The 21437-nt window shown below is 49.6% G+C and carries 20 protein-coding genes; 11 read left to right on the top strand and 9 right to left on the bottom strand.

Annotated features, from left to right (window positions below; translation table 11 throughout):
- The first annotated feature begins 9 nt into the window (after positions 1-9).
- The 4 genes from rfbA to ugd all read left to right on the top strand — a co-directional run bounded on the left by rfbA (position 10) and on the right by ugd (position 3711).
- Positions 10-879 carry a glucose-1-phosphate thymidylyltransferase RfbA gene (gene rfbA / locus IYV58_RS18030; protein ID WP_004122480.1) on the top strand — a complete coding sequence of 290 codons (870 nt, stop codon included), beginning with the start codon at positions 10-12 and terminating at the stop codon, positions 877-879.
- Positions 880-910: 31 nt separating this feature from the next.
- Positions 911-1801 carry a dTDP-4-dehydrorhamnose reductase gene (gene rfbD, locus IYV58_RS18025; RefSeq protein WP_142446879.1) on the top strand — a complete coding sequence of 297 codons (891 nt, stop codon included), beginning with the start codon at positions 911-913 and terminating at the stop codon, positions 1799-1801.
- A 15-nt stretch (positions 1802-1816) separates the two neighbouring features.
- On the top strand, positions 1817-2371 hold the full coding sequence (gene rfbC, locus IYV58_RS18020) for a dTDP-4-dehydrorhamnose 3,5-epimerase (RefSeq protein WP_004122474.1): 555 nt from the start codon (positions 1817-1819) through the stop codon (positions 2369-2371).
- Positions 2372-2544: 173 nt separating this feature from the next.
- Entirely contained in the window at positions 2545-3711 is a 1167-nt protein-coding gene (gene ugd / locus IYV58_RS18015; RefSeq protein WP_087828825.1) for a UDP-glucose 6-dehydrogenase, read from the top strand.
- A gap of 561 nt (positions 3712-4272) precedes the next feature.
- Here ugd and IYV58_RS18010 read toward each other — a convergent pair.
- Positions 4273-4395 carry a small membrane protein gene (locus IYV58_RS18010; protein WP_004138729.1) on the bottom strand — a complete coding sequence of 41 codons (123 nt, stop codon included), beginning with the start codon at positions 4393-4395 and terminating at the stop codon, positions 4273-4275.
- 478 nt (positions 4396-4873) lie between these two features.
- Positions 4874-5878, bottom strand: a complete 1005-nt coding sequence (locus tag IYV58_RS18005; protein WP_004122469.1) for an NAD-dependent epimerase — start codon at positions 5876-5878, stop codon at positions 4874-4876.
- 1297 nt (positions 5879-7175) lie between these two features.
- Between IYV58_RS18005 and IYV58_RS18000 the strand changes: the two genes are divergently transcribed.
- The 7 genes from IYV58_RS18000 (at position 7176) to IYV58_RS17970 (ending at position 15249) form a co-directional block, all read left to right on the top strand.
- Positions 7176-7943 carry an ABC transporter permease gene (locus IYV58_RS18000; protein WP_004122466.1) on the top strand — a complete coding sequence of 256 codons (768 nt, stop codon included), beginning with the start codon at positions 7176-7178 and terminating at the stop codon, positions 7941-7943.
- Positions 7943-8683 (top strand): ABC transporter ATP-binding protein, encoded by a 741-nt coding sequence (locus tag IYV58_RS17995; protein ID WP_004122464.1) that lies wholly within the window; start codon positions 7943-7945, stop codon positions 8681-8683. Before IYV58_RS18000 ends, IYV58_RS17995 begins: the two co-directional genes overlap by 1 nt.
- Positions 8684-8696: 13 nt before the next feature.
- Complete coding sequence (locus tag IYV58_RS17990) at positions 8697-10589, top strand: DUF4422 domain-containing protein (RefSeq protein ID WP_087828824.1); 1893 nt, start codon at positions 8697-8699, stop codon at positions 10587-10589.
- A gap of 18 nt (positions 10590-10607) precedes the next feature.
- On the top strand, positions 10608-11762 hold the full coding sequence (gene glf / locus IYV58_RS17985) for a UDP-galactopyranose mutase (RefSeq protein WP_004122458.1): 1155 nt from the start codon (positions 10608-10610) through the stop codon (positions 11760-11762).
- A complete protein-coding gene (locus tag IYV58_RS17980; RefSeq protein WP_112167165.1) occupies positions 11759-12652 on the top strand; it encodes a glycosyltransferase in 894 nt (297 codons plus the stop codon). Before glf ends, IYV58_RS17980 begins: the two co-directional genes overlap by 4 nt.
- A complete protein-coding gene (locus IYV58_RS17975; protein ID WP_172879726.1) occupies positions 12653-13798 on the top strand; it encodes a glycosyltransferase family 4 protein in 1146 nt (381 codons plus the stop codon). It abuts the gene before it with no gap.
- A gap of 131 nt (positions 13799-13929) precedes the next feature.
- Positions 13930-15249 carry a glycosyltransferase family 2 protein gene (locus IYV58_RS17970; protein ID WP_142446878.1) on the top strand — a complete coding sequence of 440 codons (1320 nt, stop codon included), beginning with the start codon at positions 13930-13932 and terminating at the stop codon, positions 15247-15249.
- An 83-nt stretch (positions 15250-15332) separates the two neighbouring features.
- On the opposite strand, the gene hisIE is transcribed toward IYV58_RS17970, so the two are convergent.
- From hisIE to hisD, 7 genes are read right to left on the bottom strand one after another with little or no spacing between them, the layout of a single operon-like run.
- Entirely contained in the window at positions 15333-15932 is a 600-nt protein-coding gene (gene hisIE, locus IYV58_RS17965; RefSeq protein WP_195729179.1) for a bifunctional phosphoribosyl-AMP cyclohydrolase/phosphoribosyl-ATP diphosphatase HisIE, read from the bottom strand.
- Positions 15926-16702 carry an imidazole glycerol phosphate synthase subunit HisF gene (gene hisF / locus IYV58_RS17960; RefSeq protein WP_142446877.1) on the bottom strand — a complete coding sequence of 259 codons (777 nt, stop codon included), beginning with the start codon at positions 16700-16702 and terminating at the stop codon, positions 15926-15928. Before hisF ends, hisIE begins: the two co-directional genes overlap by 7 nt.
- The gene (gene hisA, locus IYV58_RS17955) at positions 16684-17421 is read right to left on the bottom strand and encodes a 1-(5-phosphoribosyl)-5-[(5-phosphoribosylamino)methylideneamino]imidazole-4-carboxamide isomerase (RefSeq protein ID WP_139529180.1); all 738 of its coding nucleotides are present in this window, start codon (positions 17419-17421) and stop codon (positions 16684-16686) included. Before hisA ends, hisF begins: the two co-directional genes overlap by 19 nt.
- Positions 17421-18011, bottom strand: a complete 591-nt coding sequence (gene hisH, locus IYV58_RS17950; RefSeq protein WP_004122439.1) for an imidazole glycerol phosphate synthase subunit HisH — start codon at positions 18009-18011, stop codon at positions 17421-17423. The genes hisA and hisH overlap by 1 nt, the downstream gene beginning before the upstream one ends.
- Positions 18011-19078: a bifunctional histidinol-phosphatase/imidazoleglycerol-phosphate dehydratase HisB gene (gene hisB, locus IYV58_RS17945; protein ID WP_004122437.1), complete on the bottom strand. Its 1068-nt coding sequence runs from the start codon at positions 19076-19078 to the stop codon at positions 18011-18013. Before hisB ends, hisH begins: the two co-directional genes overlap by 1 nt.
- Positions 19075-20136, bottom strand: a complete 1062-nt coding sequence (hisC, locus tag IYV58_RS17940) for a histidinol-phosphate transaminase (RefSeq protein WP_195729178.1) — start codon at positions 20134-20136, stop codon at positions 19075-19077. The genes hisB and hisC overlap by 4 nt, the downstream gene beginning before the upstream one ends.
- On the bottom strand, positions 20133-21437 hold the full coding sequence (gene hisD, locus IYV58_RS17935) for a histidinol dehydrogenase (RefSeq protein ID WP_142473990.1): 1305 nt from the start codon (positions 21435-21437) through the stop codon (positions 20133-20135). The genes hisC and hisD overlap by 4 nt, the downstream gene beginning before the upstream one ends.

The following is a 21437-nucleotide window of genomic DNA, read 5'->3' as shown; positions in this document are numbered from 1 at the left end:
GAAAGAAGTATGAAAGGTATTGTACTGGCCGGCGGCTCCGGCACGCGTTTATATCCGATCACCCAAGGTGTTTCCAAACAGCTACTGCCCATTTATGACAAACCGATGATTTACTACCCGGTTTCCGTTCTGATGCTGGCGGGAATCAAGGATATCCTGATTATCACCACGCCGGAGGATATGCCCGCATTTCAGCGTCTGCTGGGTGACGGTTCTCAGTTTGGCGTGAATTTCAGCTACGCGATTCAGCCGTCGCCGGACGGTCTGGCGCAGGCCTTTATCATCGGCGAGAAGTTTATCGGCAATGATGCCTGTGCATTAGTCCTGGGCGATAACATCTACTTTGGTCAGAGCTTTGGCCGGAAACTGGATGCGGCCGCCAGCAAAACATCCGGAGCTACGGTATTTGGCTACCAGGTTCTCGATCCGGAACGTTTTGGTGTGGTGGAGTTTGATGAGAACTTTAAAGCGCTGTCGATTGAAGAGAAGCCGCTGAAGCCGAAATCTGACTGGGCGGTGACCGGGCTCTATTTTTATGACACAGATGTGGTGGCAATGGCGAAGGAAGTGAAACCCTCTGCGCGCGGGGAGCTTGAGATCACCACGCTGAACCAGATGTATCTGGATCGCGGTGACCTGCAGGTGGAACTGCTGGGCCGCGGTTTTGCCTGGCTGGATACGGGAACCCACGACAGCCTGATTGAGGCCTCTCAGTTTATCCATACCATTGAGAAGCGTCAGGGGATGAAAGTAGCCTGCCTGGAAGAAATTGCTTACCGCAAGCAGTGGCTGAGCGCGGAAGGGGTGGCGGTACAGGCCGAACGCCTGAAGAAAACCGAGTACGGTGCTTACCTGAAACGTCTGCTGAATGAGCATTAATGGCTGCCAGTCATCATTGGGATATTAACGTATGAAAATTTTACTGATTGGTAAAAATGGCCAGGTGGGCTGGGAGCTGCAGCGTGCGTTGTCCACGCTGGGTGAAGTGGTTGCCGTGGACTTTTTTGATAAAACGCTGTGCGGTGATCTGACCAACCTGGAAGGGATCGCGCAGACGGTCCGTACGGTAAAACCGGATGTGGTGGTGAACGCGGCTGCCCATACGGCAGTGGACAAAGCGGAAAGCGAGCGTGAGCTTTCTGACCTGCTGAACGACCGGGGCGTGGCGGTGCTGGCAGAAGAATCAGCGAAGCTGGGTGCGCTGATGGTGCACTACTCAACGGACTATGTGTTTGACGGTCAGGGAAGTCACTATCGTCAGGAAGATGAGGCGACCGGGCCGCTGAACGTGTACGGTGAAACCAAACTGGCCGGGGAAATTGCGCTGGAGCAGGCGAATCCGCGCCATCTTATTTTCCGTACCAGTTGGGTATATGCCACCCGCGGGGCAAACTTCGCTAAAACGATGCTGCGTCTGGCAGGTGAGAAAGAGGCGCTGTCGATTATTAACGATCAGCACGGTGCGCCAACCGGCGCAGAGCTGCTGGCGGACTGTACGGCAATCGCCATTCGAGAAGAACAGCGTAATCGTGCGGTAGCCGGGACCTATCATCTGGTGGCCAGCGGGGAAACCAACTGGGCGGAGTACGCGGAATTTGTTTTTGAGGTAGCGCGGTCGCACGGCGCAGAGCTAGCAATTAAGTCAGTAAGCGGTATCCCGACCACGGCCTACCCAACGCCGGCAAAACGTCCGCTGAACTCTAGACTGTCAAATGAGAAATTCCAGCGTGTGTTTGGCGTGGCGCTGCCGGACTGGCGCCAGGGCGTGGCGCGCGTGGTAACAGAAGTTCTGGGCAAGTAAACGGGCAGAAATATTATGAATATTATTAAGACAGATATCCCTGAAGTGCTGATTTTTGAGCCTCGTGTCTTCGGCGATGCGCGCGGTTTTTTCTTTGAGAGCTTCAGCAGTAAAGTATTTGATGAAGCAGTGGGGCGGAAAGTTGAGTTTGTGCAGGATAACCACTCTCAGTCGCAGAAGGGCGTGTTGCGCGGGCTGCACTACCAGCTTGACCCGCATGCCCAGGGCAAACTGGTTCGCTGCATTGAAGGCGAGGTGTTTGATGTGGCGGTCGATATCCGCCGTTCATCGCCAACGTTTGGTAAATGGGTGGGTGCGGTACTGAGCGCGGAAAACAAGCGTCAGCTGTGGATCCCGGAAGGGTTTGCCCATGGCTTCATGGCGCTGAGCGAAACGGTGCAGTTTGTGTACAAGGCCACGAACTATTATGCGCCGCAGTCTGAGCGGAGCATTATCTGGAACGACCCGGAGATTAATATCCAGTGGCCGGAGATTGCAGACTGTTCGCTCTCTTTATCGGATAAGGATTTGCAGGCTCATACCTTAAAGACTGCTGAAGTATATAAATAAGCATAAAATATAACTTCACTTACTGTATAGGCCCTTTATAGGCCTATACAGTATTTCAGAGACCTTTGGTGTCTTGCTTGACTTACATTGTTCCTGAGAGTAGAAACATCAACAGTTTTGCTTAATTTGCGGCCATCCGTCGCCGTCCAGTTAACTGATTAAAGTGTGATCGAATGAAAATTACTATTTCCGGTACCGGTTATGTTGGTTTATCGAATGGCATCCTGATTGCGCAAAACCACGAAGTGGTGGCGCTGGATATCATTCAATCCAAAGTTGATATGATTAACCAAAAGATTTCTCCGATTGTCGATAAGGAGATCCAGGAATATCTGGCGGAAAAACCGTTGAATTTTCGCGCGACAACGGACAAGCATGATGCCTACCGTAATGCAGATTATGTCATTATCGCTACGCCGACTGACTACGATCCGAAAACGAACTACTTCAATACTTCGACTGTTGAAGCCGTTATTCGTGATGTCACCGAGATTAACCCAGACGCAGTAATGATTATTAAATCCACCATTCCCGTTGGCTTTACGCGTGATATTAAAGAGCGCCTGGGCATTGATAACGTCATTTTCTCTCCTGAGTTTCTGCGTGAAGGCCGCGCGCTTTACGACAACCTGCACCCGTCTCGTATCGTCATTGGCGAACGTTCAGAACGCGCGGAGCGTTTCGCTAATCTGCTGAAAGAAGGCGCGATTAAGCAGGATATCCCGACGCTGTTTACTGACTCCACCGAAGCTGAGGCGATTAAGTTATTCGCCAATACCTACCTGGCACTGCGCGTAGCCTACTTTAATGAACTGGACAGCTACGCTGAAAGCCAGGGTCTGAACAGTAAACAGATCATCGAAGGCGTGTGCCTCGATCCGCGAATCGGTAATCACTATAATAACCCCTCCTTTGGCTACGGCGGCTACTGCCTGCCGAAAGATACCAAGCAGCTGCTGGCAAACTACGAATCTGTCCCGAATAACATCATCGGTGCCATTGTAGATGCTAACCGCACGCGCAAAGATTTTATCGCTGACTCAATCCTGGCGCGCAAACCTAAAGTTGTTGGTATCTATCGTCTGATCATGAAGAGTGGTTCCGATAACTTCCGCGCTTCTTCTATTCAGGGCATCATGAAGCGTATCAAGGCCAAAGGTATCCCGGTCATTATCTACGAACCGGTTATGCAGGAAGATGAGTTCTTTAATTCCCGCGTAGTTCGCGATTTCGACGCATTCAAAAAAGAAGCTGACGTGATTGTCTCAAACCGAATGGCTGAAGAGCTGTCGGATGTCGCTGACAAAGTGTATACCCGCGATTTGTTCGGTAGTGACTAAATCCCCCCTCTGGCCGGGAGAAAAGCTGTCGGCCAGAATTTTCCTTTCTCCTGAAGGGGTCAGCTATTCGCCTGACAAATCGTCTTACTTCTCATACCCCACCAACCCCTCTAAAAAACGTGACCTCGCTTAGATTCTTCAATCGATCATCTTGTCCCAACCATTGAGGTCGGATATGTTAAATTCACCTTGTGAAGAGCTACCGTCACTGTGATGTAGACGCTGGAGATAAGCGCCGGAAGGTAAAACAAAGCCTGCTTGCAGGCTTTTGTTGTTTCTGGAATCCGGGTTCTCAGGCGAGCTTCGTTACGACGGGCTAAGGCTCTGATTGAAATTTACACGGGTGATGGTACGGGATCTTTCAAGGGAAGGGCGCAGGCATGGAAAACACAAATCATTTACTGCCATTAGAATAGTAAAGGGATAGTACCAGTTTGATATAACTTTTTTAAATGGTATCCATTGCCAGCTGAAAGGCTATATTTATCCCCACCGCTGGCAGTGTTTGTTCTTATATTATTATTTCCTATGCCTGTATTATAATTATATTAAGTTTTCTTTTCACCACTTTCGTTTGTTAAAAGTCAGCTTGGTCTTTTTCTGATCTTTGATATAAGAAATCAGAAAATAGACTGAAACAATCAACAGGATGGCAGCAACTGCTAAGAAAATTATGTTTGCCATAATGCGTACCAGAATGAAAGGAATGTTATAAATCCATTTGCCTGCGAACTAATATCTCTGCAAAAGCATGCCTTTGCCTGCTTAACATATCCTGAATTTAAGAAAAATCCTATATAGCGTTTGTGGTTTTTTTACGGAAAGTGGAAAACCCTTTTCCACGCCAGTAGTTTGAACAATAGCGCTGTAACCGACTTTTGCACCAGCTTGATTCGCTGGTCACAGTTTCCTTTGTACGCGAATGCTCTTCAGTGATTGTATTGAAAGTGGCTTATATCAGAGTTTGTTAATGAATTTGTTTGTTTTGTGTTAACTTAGTGTTTCGTTATTGTGTGGGCCGCGGGCTTTGCGCTGAGATAGTTATAAACAGCGTGTTTTTACGAGCATCTGAATGGATAAGATTGCCGAATGACAATTCTCGATATAAAAAAGCCGCAGTAGTACCTCACTGCGGCTAAATACCTGCGCCATGCCGGGTTGATTAGACCTTGTAGTAGGCCTTATACCAGTCAACGAAGTTCTTCACTCCCTGCCTGACCGTCGTCTGCGGTCTGAATCCCACCGCATCATACAGCGGCTTGGTATCTGCGCTAGTTTCCAGTACATCGCCCGGCTGTATTGGCATCATATTTTTCTCCGCAACCATCCCCATAGCTTCCTCAAGCGCCGTGATGTAATCCATCAGCTCAACCGGTGAACTATTACCGATGTTATACACCCGGTATGGCGCTGAGCTATCTGCCGGTGAACCCGTCTCAACGGTCCATTCCGGATTGGGCTGCGGGATAATATCCTGCATCCGAACAATCGCCTCAACGATATCATCAATGTAGGTGAAATCGCGCTTCATCTTGCCATAGTTGTAGACATCGATGGGCTTTCCTTCCAGCATGGCTTTTGTGAATTTAAACAGCGCCATATCCGGACGTCCCCATGGACCATAGACGGTAAAGAATCTGAGTCCAGTGGTCGGAATACCATAAAGGTGAGAGTAGGTATGCGCCATCAGTTCGTTTGCCTTCTTGGTGGCGGCATACAGCGAAACCGGATGATCAACCGAATCATCGGTAGAGAACGGCATTTTACGGTTAAGGCCATAGACCGAACTGGATGAGGCATAGAGCAAATGCTCAACATTATTGTGTCTGCAGCCTTCAAGAATGTTCAGATAACCAATCAGGTTAGCGTCGGCATAAGCGAACGGGTTTTCCAGGGAGTAGCGAACTCCAGCCTGAGCGGCAAGATGGATCACCCGGTTAAATTTCTCATTAGCAAAAAGTCGGGCAATGCCCTCGCGATCCGCCAGATCGATTTTGTGAAAACTAAACAGGGGAGACTGCAGTAAATCCAGACGGGCCTGCTTAAGATTGACGTCATAATAGTCGTTCATGTTGTCGAGGCCGACAACTTCATGACCCGCCTCCAGAAGGCGCTTGCAGGTATGAAAGCCGATAAATCCTGCGGCTCCAGTTACTAAAAATTTCATATTCATCCTCTGGGGTGACTGTATCCCGCTATATATTCCTCGATTTTACACTGGCTTGCTGCGTGGATCACCTGCTTTACCGTTGCTGTTTATGTTCATGCCTTCGATGGCCAGATGATGTCGTCTATAGCAAGGCATTTTGAGATGGAGATGAGATTCATTATCGATGCTGGATGGTTAGCAGGGTAACAATTGCATGAGGTCTTGTCATAATCTCGCGATTTCAACTCGCTGTACGGCCCTTTAAACCCTCGAAAGTTAACGTTGATAAAAATTGGTTTTATGTATGAATTTACAATTCTTTCACATCGATATGGCTTATTTATTTTTTATCCTTTAAAATCAGCTGGTTAGTTTCTAGATTCAATTTGTTTTACATCATGTTTACTACATGAATCATTTGCAATATGAATTGATTGGCAACGTATTTTCATTTTTATTCCTATAGACCAGCGCTATAATGCGGCAACTCATTTGCATGACCATTGTGTTGTCAGTTTAATCAGCTATCCTGTGCGCAGTATTAAATATGGCACCAGACTGATTGTTGGCGTCATTTCGATCAATAGTGCGCACAGTTTGCGCTGATTCTCAGAAGATGGATGGGAAGATAACGGGAAGAACCCTGTCATGAGTTCAAAAAACAGGCTTGCTAAACGTGCTAATTGAGAAATTCCTGATGGATGGGTCTTAAGCAAACAGCGAGAGTGTGGGCCTGCTAGAATCTTTTAAATTCTCTAGCGAGCAGCACCCAGCGTCACGGGCGATAATCTTGGCCGACAGCCGCTGCGAGAGCGTTTGATGTAAGAAGAGGGTGTGTCGGTTTAGTGCTGCCGTCAAAGGTAGCCGCAGGAGATGTTTACAGATAGGGTTGTTGAATCATTACGCCGTTTGGTTGCGACAGCCAAGGGCGGTAGCGTGGTTGAAAGCGACCTCGTAAGACTATGGGGGGGAGTATCTGACTGAAAAATAGCAGTTTTTACTGTACATTCAGAAACAGCACGTTAACTGGCCATCTCTACGCCAGCTTCTCGCTTGTCCCTGCTTAGTATGGAAGAGCTACCATGGTCGGCTGCTGCCAATGAATTAGAGCGTACAGAAAATTTGGGAAAATCTTGCTTTAACCTATGTGCTTAAGATTTCAGGTTGTATGTCCAAAGACATGGTGTCTATCGGCAGTGTATCTGTCAGGGCGTTAGCGCTATCGCAGTGGATTTCGTTAGTCAGCGACAACTCGCAAATCTAAAGTGCATAACCCAATGCTTAAAATTTCGTAGAATAATTTATGAGTATAAAAATGAAGTATAATCTAGGGTATTTATTTGACCTGCTTGTTGTTATCACCAATAAAGATCTAAAAGTACGCTATAAGAGCAGTGTATTTGGTTATTTATGGTCGATTGCCAACCCCTTACTGTTTGCGATGATCTACTATTTTATTTTTAAATTGATCATGCGAGTCCAGATACCTAATTATACCCTTTTCTTAATAACGGGTCTCTTCCCCTGGCAGTGGTTTGCAAGCTCAGCGACGAATTCGCTTTTCTCATTTATTGCTAATGCGCAAATTATCAAAAAAACCGTATTTCCGCGTTCGGTTATTCCTCTTAGTAATGTGATGATGGAAGGCTTGCACTTCTTATGCACTATTCCTGTCATTGTCGCTTTTCTTTTTGTGTACGGTATGCGTCCTTCGCTTTCATGGCTTTGGGGAATACCGCTCATTGCTATCGGACAGGTGATTTTTACCTTTGGTGTATCAATTATCTTTTCGACTTTGAATCTATTTTTCAGAGACTTAGAACGATTTGTTACTCTCGGTATTATGCTGATGTTTTACTGCACACCCATTTTATACGCATCGGATATGATTCCAGCAAAATATAGCTGGGTTATTGACTATAACCCTCTGGCTAGTATGATTTTAAGCTGGCGTAACTTATTTATGGATGGTGTTTTAAACTATGAGCATATTTCAGTGCTATATTTAACTGGTATTGTGCTGACAGTTATCGGATTAAGTATTTTTAATAAATTAAAATATCGATTTGCAGAGATCTTGTGATGGAACCAGTAATTGATTTTAATAATGTGACAAAAGAATATCCACTTTACCATCATATTGGCTCAGGTATTAAAGATTTAATATTTCATCCTAAAAGAGCATTTCAATTACTGAAGGGCCGTAAATATCTTGCTATTCAGGATGTCTCTTTTACGGTTGGCAAAGGAGAGGCTGTTGCGCTCATTGGCCGAAACGGCGCAGGCAAAAGCACATCTTTAGGGTTGGTTGCCGGTGTTATCAAGCCAACGAAAGGGTCAGTCACAACTCGTGGGCGAGTGGCCTCAATGCTTGAGCTAGGTGGTGGTTTTCATCCAGAATTGACTGGCCGTGAGAACATTTTTCTTAATGCCACTCTTCTTGGATTACGTCGTAAAGAGGTTTTACAGCGAATGGATCGCATCATTGAATTTTCCGAATTAGGAGAATTTATTGATGAGCCGATCCGCGTCTACTCTAGCGGTATGCTAGCGAAGCTTGGCTTCTCGGTTATTAGTCAAGTTGAGCCTGATATTCTGATTATCGATGAAGTGCTTGCCGTCGGCGATATTTCATTTCAGGCCAAATGTATCAAGACGATCAAAGAGTTCAAAAATCGTGGTGTGACAATACTGTTCGTTAGTCACAACATGAGTGATGTGGAAAAAATATGCGATCGGGTTGTCTGGATCGAAAATCACCGCCTCCGGGAAATCGGTTCTGCTGAAAGAATCATCGAACTTTATAAACAAGCAATGGCCTAAATCTGGTAATTAAATGAATAGTATTAAGATCTATACCTGTCATCATAAGCCGAGCGCATTCCTTAATGCATCTATTATCAAACCATTGCATGTAGGTAAAGCCAACTCCTATAATGATATCGGCTGTATTGGCGATGATACGGGAGATAATATTTCGTTTAAAAACCCTTTCTACTGTGAGTTAACAGCACATTATTGGGTTTGGAAAAATGAGACTCTTTCTGATTATGTCGGTTTTATGCATTATCGCCGGCACCTCAATTTTTCCTCACAGCAGAGCTTTGCTGAAGATAACTGGGGCGTAGTGAATTCTCCGGTTATCGATACAGAGTATGAAAACCAGTTTGGTTTAACCGACACGGCAATACAAGATTGTCTTTCAGGTTTTGACCTGCTGTTACCGAAGAAGTGGTCAGTAACCTCTGCTGGCAGTAAAAACAACCTCGATCATTATGAGAAAGGTGAGTTTTTACACATCAAGGATTATCTGACTGCCCTGGACGTTGTCGAAGAGCTTTATCCGGATTATAAAGCGGCTATTCAGCAGTTTAACAATGCAACAGATGGCTATTATACGAACATGTTTGTGATGCACAAAGATATGTTCGTGGATTATTCTGAATGGCTGTTCGCGATTTTGACTCATCTTGAAAGTCGCATCTCGATGAATAATTATAACGCTCAGGAAAAGCGTGTTATCGGCCATATCGCAGAGCGTCTGTTTAATATTTACATTATTAAACAGCAGCAAGACCGTGCCCTGAAAGTTAAGGAGCTACAGCGCACTTTCGTGATGAATGAGACCTTCAACGGCAAGCTGATGCCGGTCTTTTCAGACGCTGCGCCAATAGTCATCAGTTTTGATGATAACTACGCCATCAGCGGCGGGGCTTTAATCAACTCTATCGTTCGCCATTCTGATAAAAATACCCATTACGATATCGTTGTGCTGGAAAACAAGGTTAGCAATCTTAACAAGCAGCGCTTAACCAAGCTGGTCTCAGCCCATGCAAACTTTTCACTTCGATTTTTTGATGTAAATGCCTTTACCGAATTGAATGGTGTACATACCCGAGCGCACTTTAGCGCATCAACCTATGCTCGCTTGTTCATTCCGCAGCTTTTCCGTGAATATGAGAAGGTTATTTTTATCGATTCCGATACTGTGGTGAAGGCCGATCTGGCGGCTTTGCTTAATGTCGAACTTGGCACTAACCTTGTTGCCGCCGTTAAAGATATCGTGATGGAAGGCTTCGTCAAGTTTGGCGCGATGTCGGAGTCTGCTGATGGCGTAATGCCGGCCGGCGAGTATCTGCAAAAAACGCTTAAAATGACCAATCCTGACGAGTATTTCCAGGCGGGGATTATCGTTTTCAACGTCGCGCAAATGGTGCAGGAAGATACCTTCTCCGAGCTGATTAAAACCCTTAAAGAGAAAAAGTACTGGTTCCTTGATCAGGACATCATGAACAAAGTTTTCTATGGCCGGGTTGAGTTTTTACCGCTGGAGTGGAATGTCTATCATGGTAATGGCAATACCGATGACTTTTTCCCCAATCTCCAGTTCGCAACATACATGCGCTTTTTAGAAGCCAGAATGAACCCGAATATGATTCACTATGCCGGGGAGAATAAACCGTGGAACACGGACAAGGTTGACTTTTATGACGATTTCCTGGAAAACGTCATCAATACGCCATGGGAAAAAGAAGCCTATTTCCGTCAGCTATCTCTGATTAATTCATCAAATCCTGCTCATACTGCAGGGCAAACGCCTGTTCTGCTTCAGACCAGGATAAAAAAAGCGTTGATGCCTTTCCTTAATAAATATGCTCCTGTCGGTTCACCGAGGCGAAATACGATAACAAAATACTACTATAAAGTTAGACGCTCAATTCTTGGTTAAGGCTGCTGGAATAATATTATGAACAGTAAAAATATTTTAATTGTCGGCGCTGGTTTTTCTGGTGCGGTTATCGCACGCCAGCTTGCTGAGCAAGGTCATCGTATCAGAATTATCGATCAGCGGGACCACATTGGCGGTAACTCCTACGACGCACGGGATCCGCAAACTGACGTTATGGTCCACGTCTATGGTCCGCATATCTTTCATACCGATAATGAAACAGTGTGGAACTATGTGACTCAGCACGCTGAAATGATGCCGTATGTGAACCGCGTCAAAGCAACCGTTAATGGGCAAGTGTTCTCTCTGCCGATCAACCTGCATACCATTAACCAGTTTTTTGCCAAAACCTGTTCGCCAGATGAGGCCCGGGCGCTTATTGCAGAAAAAGGGGACAGTTCGATCCAGGAACCGAAGACCTTTGAAGAACAGGCTCTGCGTTTTATCGGCAAAGAGCTCTATGAGGCGTTCTTCAAAGGCTATACCATCAAGCAGTGGGGGATGGAGCCATCACAGCTTCCTGCGTCGATTCTTAAGCGTCTGCCGGTTCGTTTTAACTACGATGATAATTACTTTAACCACAGATTTCAGGGCATGCCGAAACTGGGTTATACGAAAATGATTGAGTCAATTGCCAATCATGAAAATATCACTATCGAACTTCAGCAATCGTTTAACGCTGAAGAGAGAGAAAAGTACGATCATGTGTTCTATAGCGGGCCGCTGGATGCCTTCTATTCCTATCAATATGGCCGCCTGGGCTATCGTACTTTGGATTTTGAAAAATTCACCTGGCAGGGCGATTATCAGGGCTGCGCGGTGATGAACTACTGCTCACTGGATGTTCCTTACACCCGTATCACTGAACATAAGTACTTTTCGCCCTGGGAAACCCATGAAGGGTCGGTATGCTATAAGGAATACAGCCGCGAGTGTGGAGAAAAAGATATTCCTTATTATCCGATTCGTCAGATGGGGGAGATGGCTTTACTCGATAAGTATTTGTCCCTTGCGGAAAGTGAAAAGAACATTACTTTTGTTGGCCGTCTTGGAACCTATCGATACCTGGATATGGATGTGACTATCGCAGAAGCATTAAATACTGCCGAGAAGTACTTATCTTCCCTTGATAATCATGAAGCTATGCCAGTATTCACGGTTTCTGTGCGATGAATTGCTCTGCATTAATAGTCACTTATAATCGCTTAGAGAAGTTAAAAGTATCTATTGCCAACACTGTGAAATTAAATTTTACAGCGATAATGGTTGTCAATAACGGGTCCACGGATGGGACCCTGGAGTGGTTAGCCACCCTTAGCGACCCTCGGGTAATTGTCCTCAATCTGCCTTCTAATACTGGTGGGGCGGGGGGGTTTAAGGCCGGAAGTCAATATTTATGCGACAATGTCGATACCGACTGGGTTTTCTTTTACGATGATGACGCCTGGCCCGAGAGCGATGCGCTGGAAAAATTTACCCAGCTGGATAAGGCTAATTGTCGGGTGTTCACCGCTTTGGTAAAAGATCTTCGGGGGCAACCTTGTTCGATGAACATCCCTTTTGCTAAAGTACCGTCATCGTTTATCGACACATTACGCTACATCAAAAATCCGGCTGAGTTTCTACCGTCGCTTTCCCGTTCGACCGCGGTGCAAACGGTATCCTTTGTCGGGATGATTATTCAGCGAGATTTGCTGCGAAAGAATATACACAATATTCACGATGAGTTATTTTTATATTTTGACGATCTTTACTTTGGCTATCAGTTAACACTCGATGGCGAAGAGATTCGTTATTCGCCTGAGGTTGTCTTCTCGCACGATGTGAGTATCCAGGGGAAGTCTATCTTTCCCGAATGGAAAGTTTATTACCTTTGTCGAAATCTTATTCTGGCGAAGAAAATTTTCCCGCGAGTTGCCATTTTTAGCCGTCTCTCAATCCTTTTGCGGTTGATTAAATATGTATCAATATTGCCATGGCAACGCAATAAATTGTTATATTTTAAATACTTGCGTCGTGGAATTATCCATGGTGTAAAAGGAATCAGCGGTAAGAACCATTAAGTGGATATAGCAATGAAAAAACTGTGTTATTTCATAAATTCGGATTGGTATTTTGATTTGCACTGGATAGATCGTGCAATCGCCGCCCGAGATGCTGGTTATGAGATTCACATCATCAGTCATTTTGTCGATGGTAAAGTGCTGAATAAATTTAAAACATTTGGTTTTAAGTGTCATAACGTTCCACTTGATGCTCAATCATTTAATGCATTAACTTTCTTTCGGGCCTTTTTTGCGTCCCGAAGGATCATCAAAGAGATTAATCCCGACCTTTTACACTGTATTACAATTAAGCCATGTCTGATCGGTGGGCTTATTTCGAAGGCAAATAATCGCCCGGTCATCGTGAGTTTTGTCGGCCTCGGGCGTGTATTTTCTTGTGATACGGGCTTGCTTAAGCTATTGCGCAATATCACTATCATGGCATATAAGTATATTGCCAGTAATAAGCGCAGTATATTTATGTTCGAACATGATAAAGATCGTAAAAAACTCGCGGGTTTTGTTGGCATTGACTACCAGCAGACTATTGTCATCGATGGCGCAGGTATCAACCCGGATATCTATAAATATTCACTGGAGCAGGAACGTGATGTTCCGGTCGTGCTGTTTGCCAGCAGAATGCTGTGGAGCAAGGGGCTCGGGGATTTAATCGAAGCCAAGAAAATTCTCGAATCCAGAAATATTCATTTTACGCTAAACGTTGCTGGGATACTTGTTGAAAACGATAAGGATGCCATTTCCCTTGCCGTCATTCAGCAATGGCATAAAGAAGGGCTGATTAACTGGTTAGGTCATAGTTCTAACGTCTGCGACTTGATCGAGGAGTCGAACATCGTGGCCCTGCCTTCGATCTATTCCGAAGGCGTCCCGCGTATTTTGCTTGAGGCTTCCTCGGTTGGCCGGGCGTGCATTGCCTACGATGTTGGCGGCTGCGATAGCCTGATCATTAATAACGATAACGGCATTATCGTGAAAAGCAACTCTCCGCAGGAGCTGGCGGATAAGCTTGAATTCTTATTAGCCAACCCCAAAGCACGAGTTGAGATGGGTATCAAAGGACGGCAACGCGTTCAGGATAAGTTTTCTAGCGGTATGATCATTAGTAAGACTCTCAAGACTTATCATGATGTGGTTCAGGGATGATATAGCGTAAGAGATTACAGCTTCATGTAAATCAAACACCTCCGAAGTGTTACATTTATTCAATGTAACTGCTCTGCAAACGCATTATTTACGTTTAATGATTGCGTGCCTCTTATTTTGAAGGTGATTGAATGTCTGATGAATCAAGTAACGTTGTTGTTTCCGTTATCATCCCCGTTCATAATGCCGCGGAGTATATTTCCGAAACGCTTAATACGGTATTAGCCCAGTCTTTAAAAGACATTGAGATTATCATTGTTAACGATAATTCAACCGATAATACTCTGGGCATTGTCGCTACAATAGCCGATGAGGACTCACGAGTCCGGATTATAACCAACCCCAGCAACGTCGGCGGGGGGGAATCGCGAAATATCGGCTTACGTATAGCGACCGGCGAATACATCATTTTCCTCGATGATGATGATTATGCCGATAAAGAGATGTTAAAGAGAATGTCCGACCGGGCTACGGCCCTGCAAACGGATGTTGTTATCTGCCGATGCCAGTCAATCGATCTGCAAACCAATACTCATTCTCCCATGCCTATGTCCGCGCGTGAGGATTTACTACCTGAAAAAGAGGTCTTCTCTTCACAGGAAATTACTGACGATTTTTTCCGGGCCTTTATATGGTGGCCGTGGGATAAGCTCTTCAGACGCGAAGCTATTCTTGCATTGGGTCTGGAGTTTCAACCGCTGAGAACTACAAACGACCTGTACTTTGTGAGTAGTTTCATGCTGTTGGCAAACCGCATCTCGCTGGTGGATGAGATCTTAATCTCTCATACGATCAACCGCGCGAAGTCGCTTTCTTCCACCAGGGCAACCTCATGGCACTGCGCGCTGGAGGCATTGACTTCGCTACGTTCGTTTATGAAAGCGCATGATTTACTGGCGTCCAGAAGTCGGGATTTTAATAATTACGCCGTTGTTTTTCTGGAGTGGAACTTAAATACGATCTCGGGCCCTTCCTTTAACCTGCTCTTCAACGATGTGAAGTCGTTCATCTTATCTTTAGAAATCGATCGTGATGACTTTTATGATGACTTTATCAAAGCTGCGCATGGCCGGATCGTTAATCAGTCAGCGGAAGAATATATTTTTTCTCTGAAAGACAGAGTGTTGCGCGAGCTTGAACATGCACATATGTTGAATTCAACGCTGCAGGAAGAAATCACTTCGCTTAAACAGTCGACTGTATCTCAGCGAAGTGAAATTGATGTCCTGAAGACGCAGGTTAACGATAAAACCACGATTATCCACGAGCTCGAACAGCGGAATACGCGTATAGAGGGCGAGTATCAAACTCAACAACAGAAATTGCTCAGCATCGAAAATGCGTACCAGGAGCTGACTCAGCGCTATACCGATTTGGTTTCATCTTTGTCATGGAAAATGACGAAACCATTTAGGATAGTCAAAGCGATAACCGCACGAAAAAAGTCATGACGACGATAAACAGGTGATATCAACCAGCGCGCTGGCGAGGGTTATATTGCAAGGGAGGCGTTATGCCGCCTCCCTTTGATGACTTACTTATGCCTGCTCCGCAGGTTTTCCACCACATCCGTCAAATTCAGCCCCTGATCCTGCAGCAGCACCAGCAGGTGATACATCAAATCCGACGCCTCATTCTTCAGCTCGAACTGGTCATGCACCGTTGCGGCCAGCGCGGTCTCCACGCCTTCTTCTCCCACCTTCTGCGCAATACGCTTGGTTCCGCTGGCGTAAAGCTTCGCGGTATACGAACTCTCCGGGTCGGCGTGCTTACGTTCCGCCAGCAGCTGCTCCAGCTGATATAAGAACAGCCACTGGTGGCCGGTTTCGCCAAAACAGCTTGAGGTGCCTTTATGGCAGGTTGGGCCAATCGGATTGACCAGCGCCAGCAGGGTATCGTTATCGCAATCCGGGGTGATGCTCACCACGTTAAGGAAATTGCCTGACGTTTCCCCCTTGGTCCACAGACGCTGTTTGGTCCGCGAATAAAAGGTCATTTTGCCGGTTTCTTCGGTTTTCGCCAGCGCATCCTGATTCATATAGCCCAGCATCAGCACTTCACCAGAAACGGCGTGCTGCACGATGACCGGCATCAGACCGTCGGTTTTTTGCCAATCCAGCTGTTCACTTAACATACCCTAATCTCCACGCCCTGTGCTGCCAGGTACGTTTTCAGTTCACCAATGTTGATAATTTGCTTGTGGAACACCGAGGCGGCCAGCGCGCCGTCGACGTTAGCGTCGCGGAAGGCTTCCAGGAAGTGTTCCATGGTGCCCGCGCCGCCGGATGCAATCAGCGGCACGCGGCACACGGCGCGCACCTTGCGTAACTGCTCCAGATCGTAGCCGTTACGCACGCCATCCTGATTCATCATATTGAGGACGATCTCGCCGGCCCCACGCTTTTGCACTTCCTGCACCCAGTCCAGGGTTTCCCACTGCGTCACCCGCGTCCGACTTTCATCGCCGGTATACTGGTTGACGTGATACTTGCCGCTCGCGGCGTCAAACCAGGTATCAATGCCCACCACAATACACTGCACGCCGAACCGATCGGCCAGGCGGGTAATCAGCGTGGGATCCGCCAGGGCAGGGGAGTTGATGGAGATTTTATCCGCGCCGAAGGAGAGGATTTGCGCCGCATCGTCCAGCGACTTAATACCGCCGGCGACGCAGAATGGAATGTCGATCACTTCCGCGACCCGCGACACCCAGCTTTTATCCACCACGCGGCCGTCGCTGGAGGCGGTGATATCGTAGAACACCAGCTCATCCGCGCCTTCGTCGGCATAGCGTTTAGCCAGCGGGACGATATCGCCGATGATTTCGTGATTACGGAACTGCACGCCTTTCACTACCTGGCCGTCGCGAACGTCAAGACAGGGGATTATCCGTTTTGCCAGCATTGAATGGCCTCCGTTACGTTGAATTTACCTTCCAGCAGCGCCCGGCCGACAATTACCCCGCGCACTCCGATTCCGCGCAGCGCGGCGATATCATGCAGATCGCCAATGCCGCCGGAGGACTGAAACGCGACCTGCGGATAGCGGGCGCAGACTTCTTCATAAAGTGAGACGTTAGACCCAGCCAGCGTCCCGTCGCGGGAAATATCGGTACACAGCACGTGCTGCAGGCCGACGGACTGATAGCTCTCCACCAGTTCTTCCAGGGTTACGCCGGAGTTCTCCTGCCAGCCGCTGACCGCCACCTGCTTGCGGCCTTCCGCGTCGATCCGTACGTCAAGCGCCAGTACCAGATGCTGCGGGCCAAAACGTGTAAACCAGCCTTTCACCACTTCCGGCGACTTCACCGCCGTCGAACCCACCACCACGCGCGCCACGCCCGCTTCAAGCAGGGCGGCCACGTCTTCTTCCGTCCGCACGCCGCCGCCAACCTGCACCGGCACATTGACGCCGGCAACCAGGGTTTTTAGCAGCGGGATTTGACGCTTAGCCGGATCTTTCGCCCCGGTCAGGTCGACCAAGTGCAGCACTTCGGCCCCTTGGGCGGCATAGGATTGCAGGCGCGGCAGCGGGTCGTTGCCGTAGTCGCGCTGCTGGCCGTAATCGCCCTGATGGAGACGGACGACCGTACCGTCAATTAAATCTAAAGCAGGAATGATCATCACATCTCCAGGAAGTTTTTCAGCAGCTGCGCCCCGGCGCTACCGGAGCGTTCAGGGTGGAACTGGACGCCAAAAAAGTTATCTTTCTGCACCGCCGCGGTGAAGGCCTCGCCGTAGCTGCACTGGGCGATGGTATTGACGTTGACCGGCATCGCGTAGCTGTGGACGAAGTAAAAATACGCCCCGTCTTCAATGCCGCGAAACAGACGATCGCCCGCTTTGGCATACACCTGGTTCCAGCCCATATGCGGCAGCGGCAGACCGTGGTCGGTCATTTTCGGCACGTCCTGCTCGATAATGCCCAGCAGGTCGACGCCGTTGTTCTCTTCGCTGCGTTTTCCCAGCAGCTGCATGCCGAGGCAAATGCCCAGCACCGGCTGGGTACAGGCTTTAATCAGTTCGATTAACTCGCGCTCGCGCAGCTGGTCCATCGCCGCCTGCGCCGTCCCCACCCCCGGCAGAAACAGCTTATCGGCGCGCAGCACCACATCCGGGTCGCGGCTGACCTGCGGCTCATAGCCGTGGCGGCTCACTGCGGATTTCACCGAATTGAGGTTGGCGCAGCCGGTATCGAGGATCACCACGTTCATCAGAGTACCCCTTTCGAAGACGGCAGCGTGTCGCCCTGGACGCGAATCGCCTGGCGTAGCGTGCGGCCGAAGGCCTTAAACAGGCTCTCTACGCGGTGGTGGTCGTTTTTGCCCTTGGTTTTCAGGTGCAGAGTGACCGCCATGGTATAGGAGAGCGAGCGGAAGAAGTGTTCCACCATTTCGGTGCTCAGATCGCCAACGCGTTGATAGGTAAAGTCGGCTTTATATTCGAGGTGCGGGCGGCCGGAGATATCCAGCGCGCAGCGGGCCAGACATTCGTCCATCGGCAGCACAAAGCCGAAACGGCCAATGCCGCGCTTATCGCCGAGCGCCAGCTTCAGCGCTTCGCCGAGCGCCAGCCCGGTATCTTCCACGGTGTGGTGATCGTCGATATACAGATCGCCGCCAACGTTAACCTCCAGGCGGAAGCCGCCGTGGGTAGCGATTTGGTCCAGCATATGATCGAAGAAGCCGACGCCGGTGGAGATTTTGCTGCCGCCTTCGCGGTCCAGCCACACTTTCACATCCACCTGGGTCTCTTTGGTGATGCGCTCAACGTGGGCGTAGCGGTCGCGGCGGGTTAGCTGTTCGCAAATGGTAGGCCAGTCCAGCTTTTCGCGGTCATAGCGCAGGCCGGTAATGCCCATGTTATCCGCCAGCTGAATGTCGGTCGCACGGTCGCCAATCACGTAGCTGTGGGCGGTGTCCATCACCCCTTGTTCCAGCCACGGCAGCACCAGCCTGGTTTTCGGCTTGCGGCAGTCGCAGTTATCCGCCGGGAGATGCGGGCAAATCAGCACTTCGTCAAAGTTGACGCCCTGGGAGGCGAATATTTGCATCATCAGGTTGTGCGGGCCGTCGAACTCGTCCTGCGGCAGGCTGGCGGTTCCCAACCCATCCTGGTTGGTGATCATCACCAGCTTGTACCCTTCCTGCTGCAGCTTGAGCAGGGCCGGGATCACCTGCGGCTCAAAGGCCAGCTTATCGAAGCGATCTACCTGAAAATCAACCGGTGGCTCGGAAATCAGCGTACCGTCACGGTCAATAAAGAGAAACTTCTGGGTCATACATTCTCCGCAGTCAAAGCGTCAATGACGCGCTGGCTCTCTGCATGGGTACCGATAGTGATACGCAAACAGCCGCTTAATGAAGGTTGTTTATTCTGGTCACGTAAGATAATGCCCTGATCCCACAAAGATTTAAACACCGCGCTGGAGGCGGTGATCCGCGCCAGAACGTAGTTGCTCTCGGAGTCGAACACCTCTTCAACGCAGGCGATGCCGCGCAGCTGGCTCACCAGATAATCGCGTTCGGCGAGGATCTGCGCCACGCGCGCCCGCATGGCGGCAAGGCCTTCCGCGCTGAGCGCCTGGGCGGCGATATCGGCCACCGGCGTGGAGAGCGGATAAGGCGCGATAACCTTCATCAGCACGTTAATCACCTCGGCGTTGGCGAGGGTAAAACCGCAGCGCAGTCCGGCCAGGGCGAAGGCCTTGGAGAGGGTACGCAGAATCACCAGGTGCGGATACTCGTTCAGCCAGGCCGCCAGCGTGGCCTGCGGGCAGAATTCGATATAGGCTTCATCCGCGACCACGATGGCTTTACCGCGCGTCATCTCCAGCAGGGTGCGAAAATCTTTCGGGTTGATAATCTGCCCGGTCGGGTTATTCGGGCTGCAGACGAAAACCACTTTCACGCCGTCGAGATTGGCCGCGATACCCGGCAGATCTAACTGCCAGTCGGCGAGCGTCGGCACCGTACGGCAGGTCACGCCGATAGTTTCGGCGCTGACGCTGTACATGCCGTAGGTCGGTGGGCAATAGAGCACCGCGTCCTGGCCCGGCTCGCAGAACGCGCGGATCAGCAGTTCAATGCCTTCGTCGGCGCCGCGACTGACCAGCACCTGCTCCGGCTTGACGCCCGCATACTGTGCGTAGCGTTCAATGACCGCTTTCGGCTGCGGTTCCGGGTAACGGTTCATCGTCTGCTCGGTCAGCTGGAACTCTACCGCGGTAGGGAATTCGTTGGCGTTCAGCCAGACGTCGCCTTTACCCCCCAGACGGCGAGCTGATTGATACGGCGTCAGCGCGCGGACGTTGGCGCGGGCTAAATCTTCAATGCTCATGCTTGCTCCTTAAGGGCTGCGACGCGCAGCGTAACGGCGTTTTTGTGGGCGTCCAGGCGCTCGGCGGCGGCCAGAATTTCAATCGTTGATGCGAGGGCGGCAAACCCGTCACGCGACAGCTCCTGCACGGTCATACGTTTCTGGAAATCCGCCAGACCGAGGCTGGAGCAGGTCGCGGTGTAGCCGTAAGTCGGCAGCACGTGGTTGGTGCCGGAGGCGTAATCGCCAGCGGATTCCGGCGACCAGTCGCCGAGGAATACCGAACCGGCGCTGGTGATACCGTCTACCAGCTCGCGGGCGTTACGGGTCTGAATAATCAGGTGCTCCGGGCCGTACTGGTTGGAAATCGCCACGCACTGGGCGATATCGCGCGCCACGATGATGCGGCTGGCGGAGAGCGCCCCGCGGGCGGTTTCCGCCCGGGACAGCTCGGCCAGCTGGCGCTCAACGGCTTGCGCGACGCGGGTGGCCATATCGCTATCCGGCGTCAGCAGGATCACCTGCGAATCCGGGCCGTGCTCGGCCTGGGAAAGCAGGTCGGACGCGACGAAATCCGGGGTGGCGCCGCTGTCGGCGATCACCAGCACTTCCGACGGTCCGGCGGGCATATCGATAGCCGCACCGTCAAGACGCTGGCTCACCTGGCGCTTGGCTTCGGTCACGAAGGCGTTGCCCGGGCCAAAGATTTTATCGACCTTCGCCACCGATTCGGTGCCGAACGCCAGGGCGGCAATCGCCTGCGCGCCGCCGACGTTAAAGATATTGCGCACGCCGCACAGCTGGGCGGCATAGAGGATTTCATCAGCAATCGGCGGCGGCGAGCACAGCACCACCTGCTGGCAGCCGGCGATGCGTGCTGGTGTTGCGAGCATCAGCACCGTTGAGAACAGCGGCGCCGAGCCGCCGGGAATATATAAGCCGACGGAGGCGATAGGGCGGGTCACCTGCTGGCAGCGCACGCCCGGCAGGGTTTCAACATCCACGGCCTGCAGCTGCTGCGCGTTGTGGAAGGTTTCGATATTTTTGACCGCTACGGCCATCGCCTGCTTGAGCTCGTCGCTCAGGCGCGCGCCGGCGGCGGCAATCTCTTCGTCGCTGACCTTCAACGCCTTGACGTCGGTTTTGTCGAACTTCGCGCTATATTCACGCAGAGCCGCATCGCCATTGTCTTTGACGTTATTGAGGATCTCCGACACCGTCTTGCTGATGCTCTCGGAGGCGGAAATGGCCGGGCGCATTAAGAGTTGTTGCTGTTGTTCAGCGCTACAGCCGTTCCAGTCGATAATTGTGTTGAAGCTCAT

The sequence above is a fragment of the Klebsiella sp. BDA134-6 genome (assembly GCF_015601345.1).
Taxonomy (GTDB): domain Bacteria; phylum Pseudomonadota; class Gammaproteobacteria; order Enterobacterales; family Enterobacteriaceae; genus Klebsiella; species Klebsiella grimontii.
The sequence above is the reverse complement of the archived record's forward strand: the minus strand, read 5'-3'. Positions and strand labels throughout refer to the sequence as shown.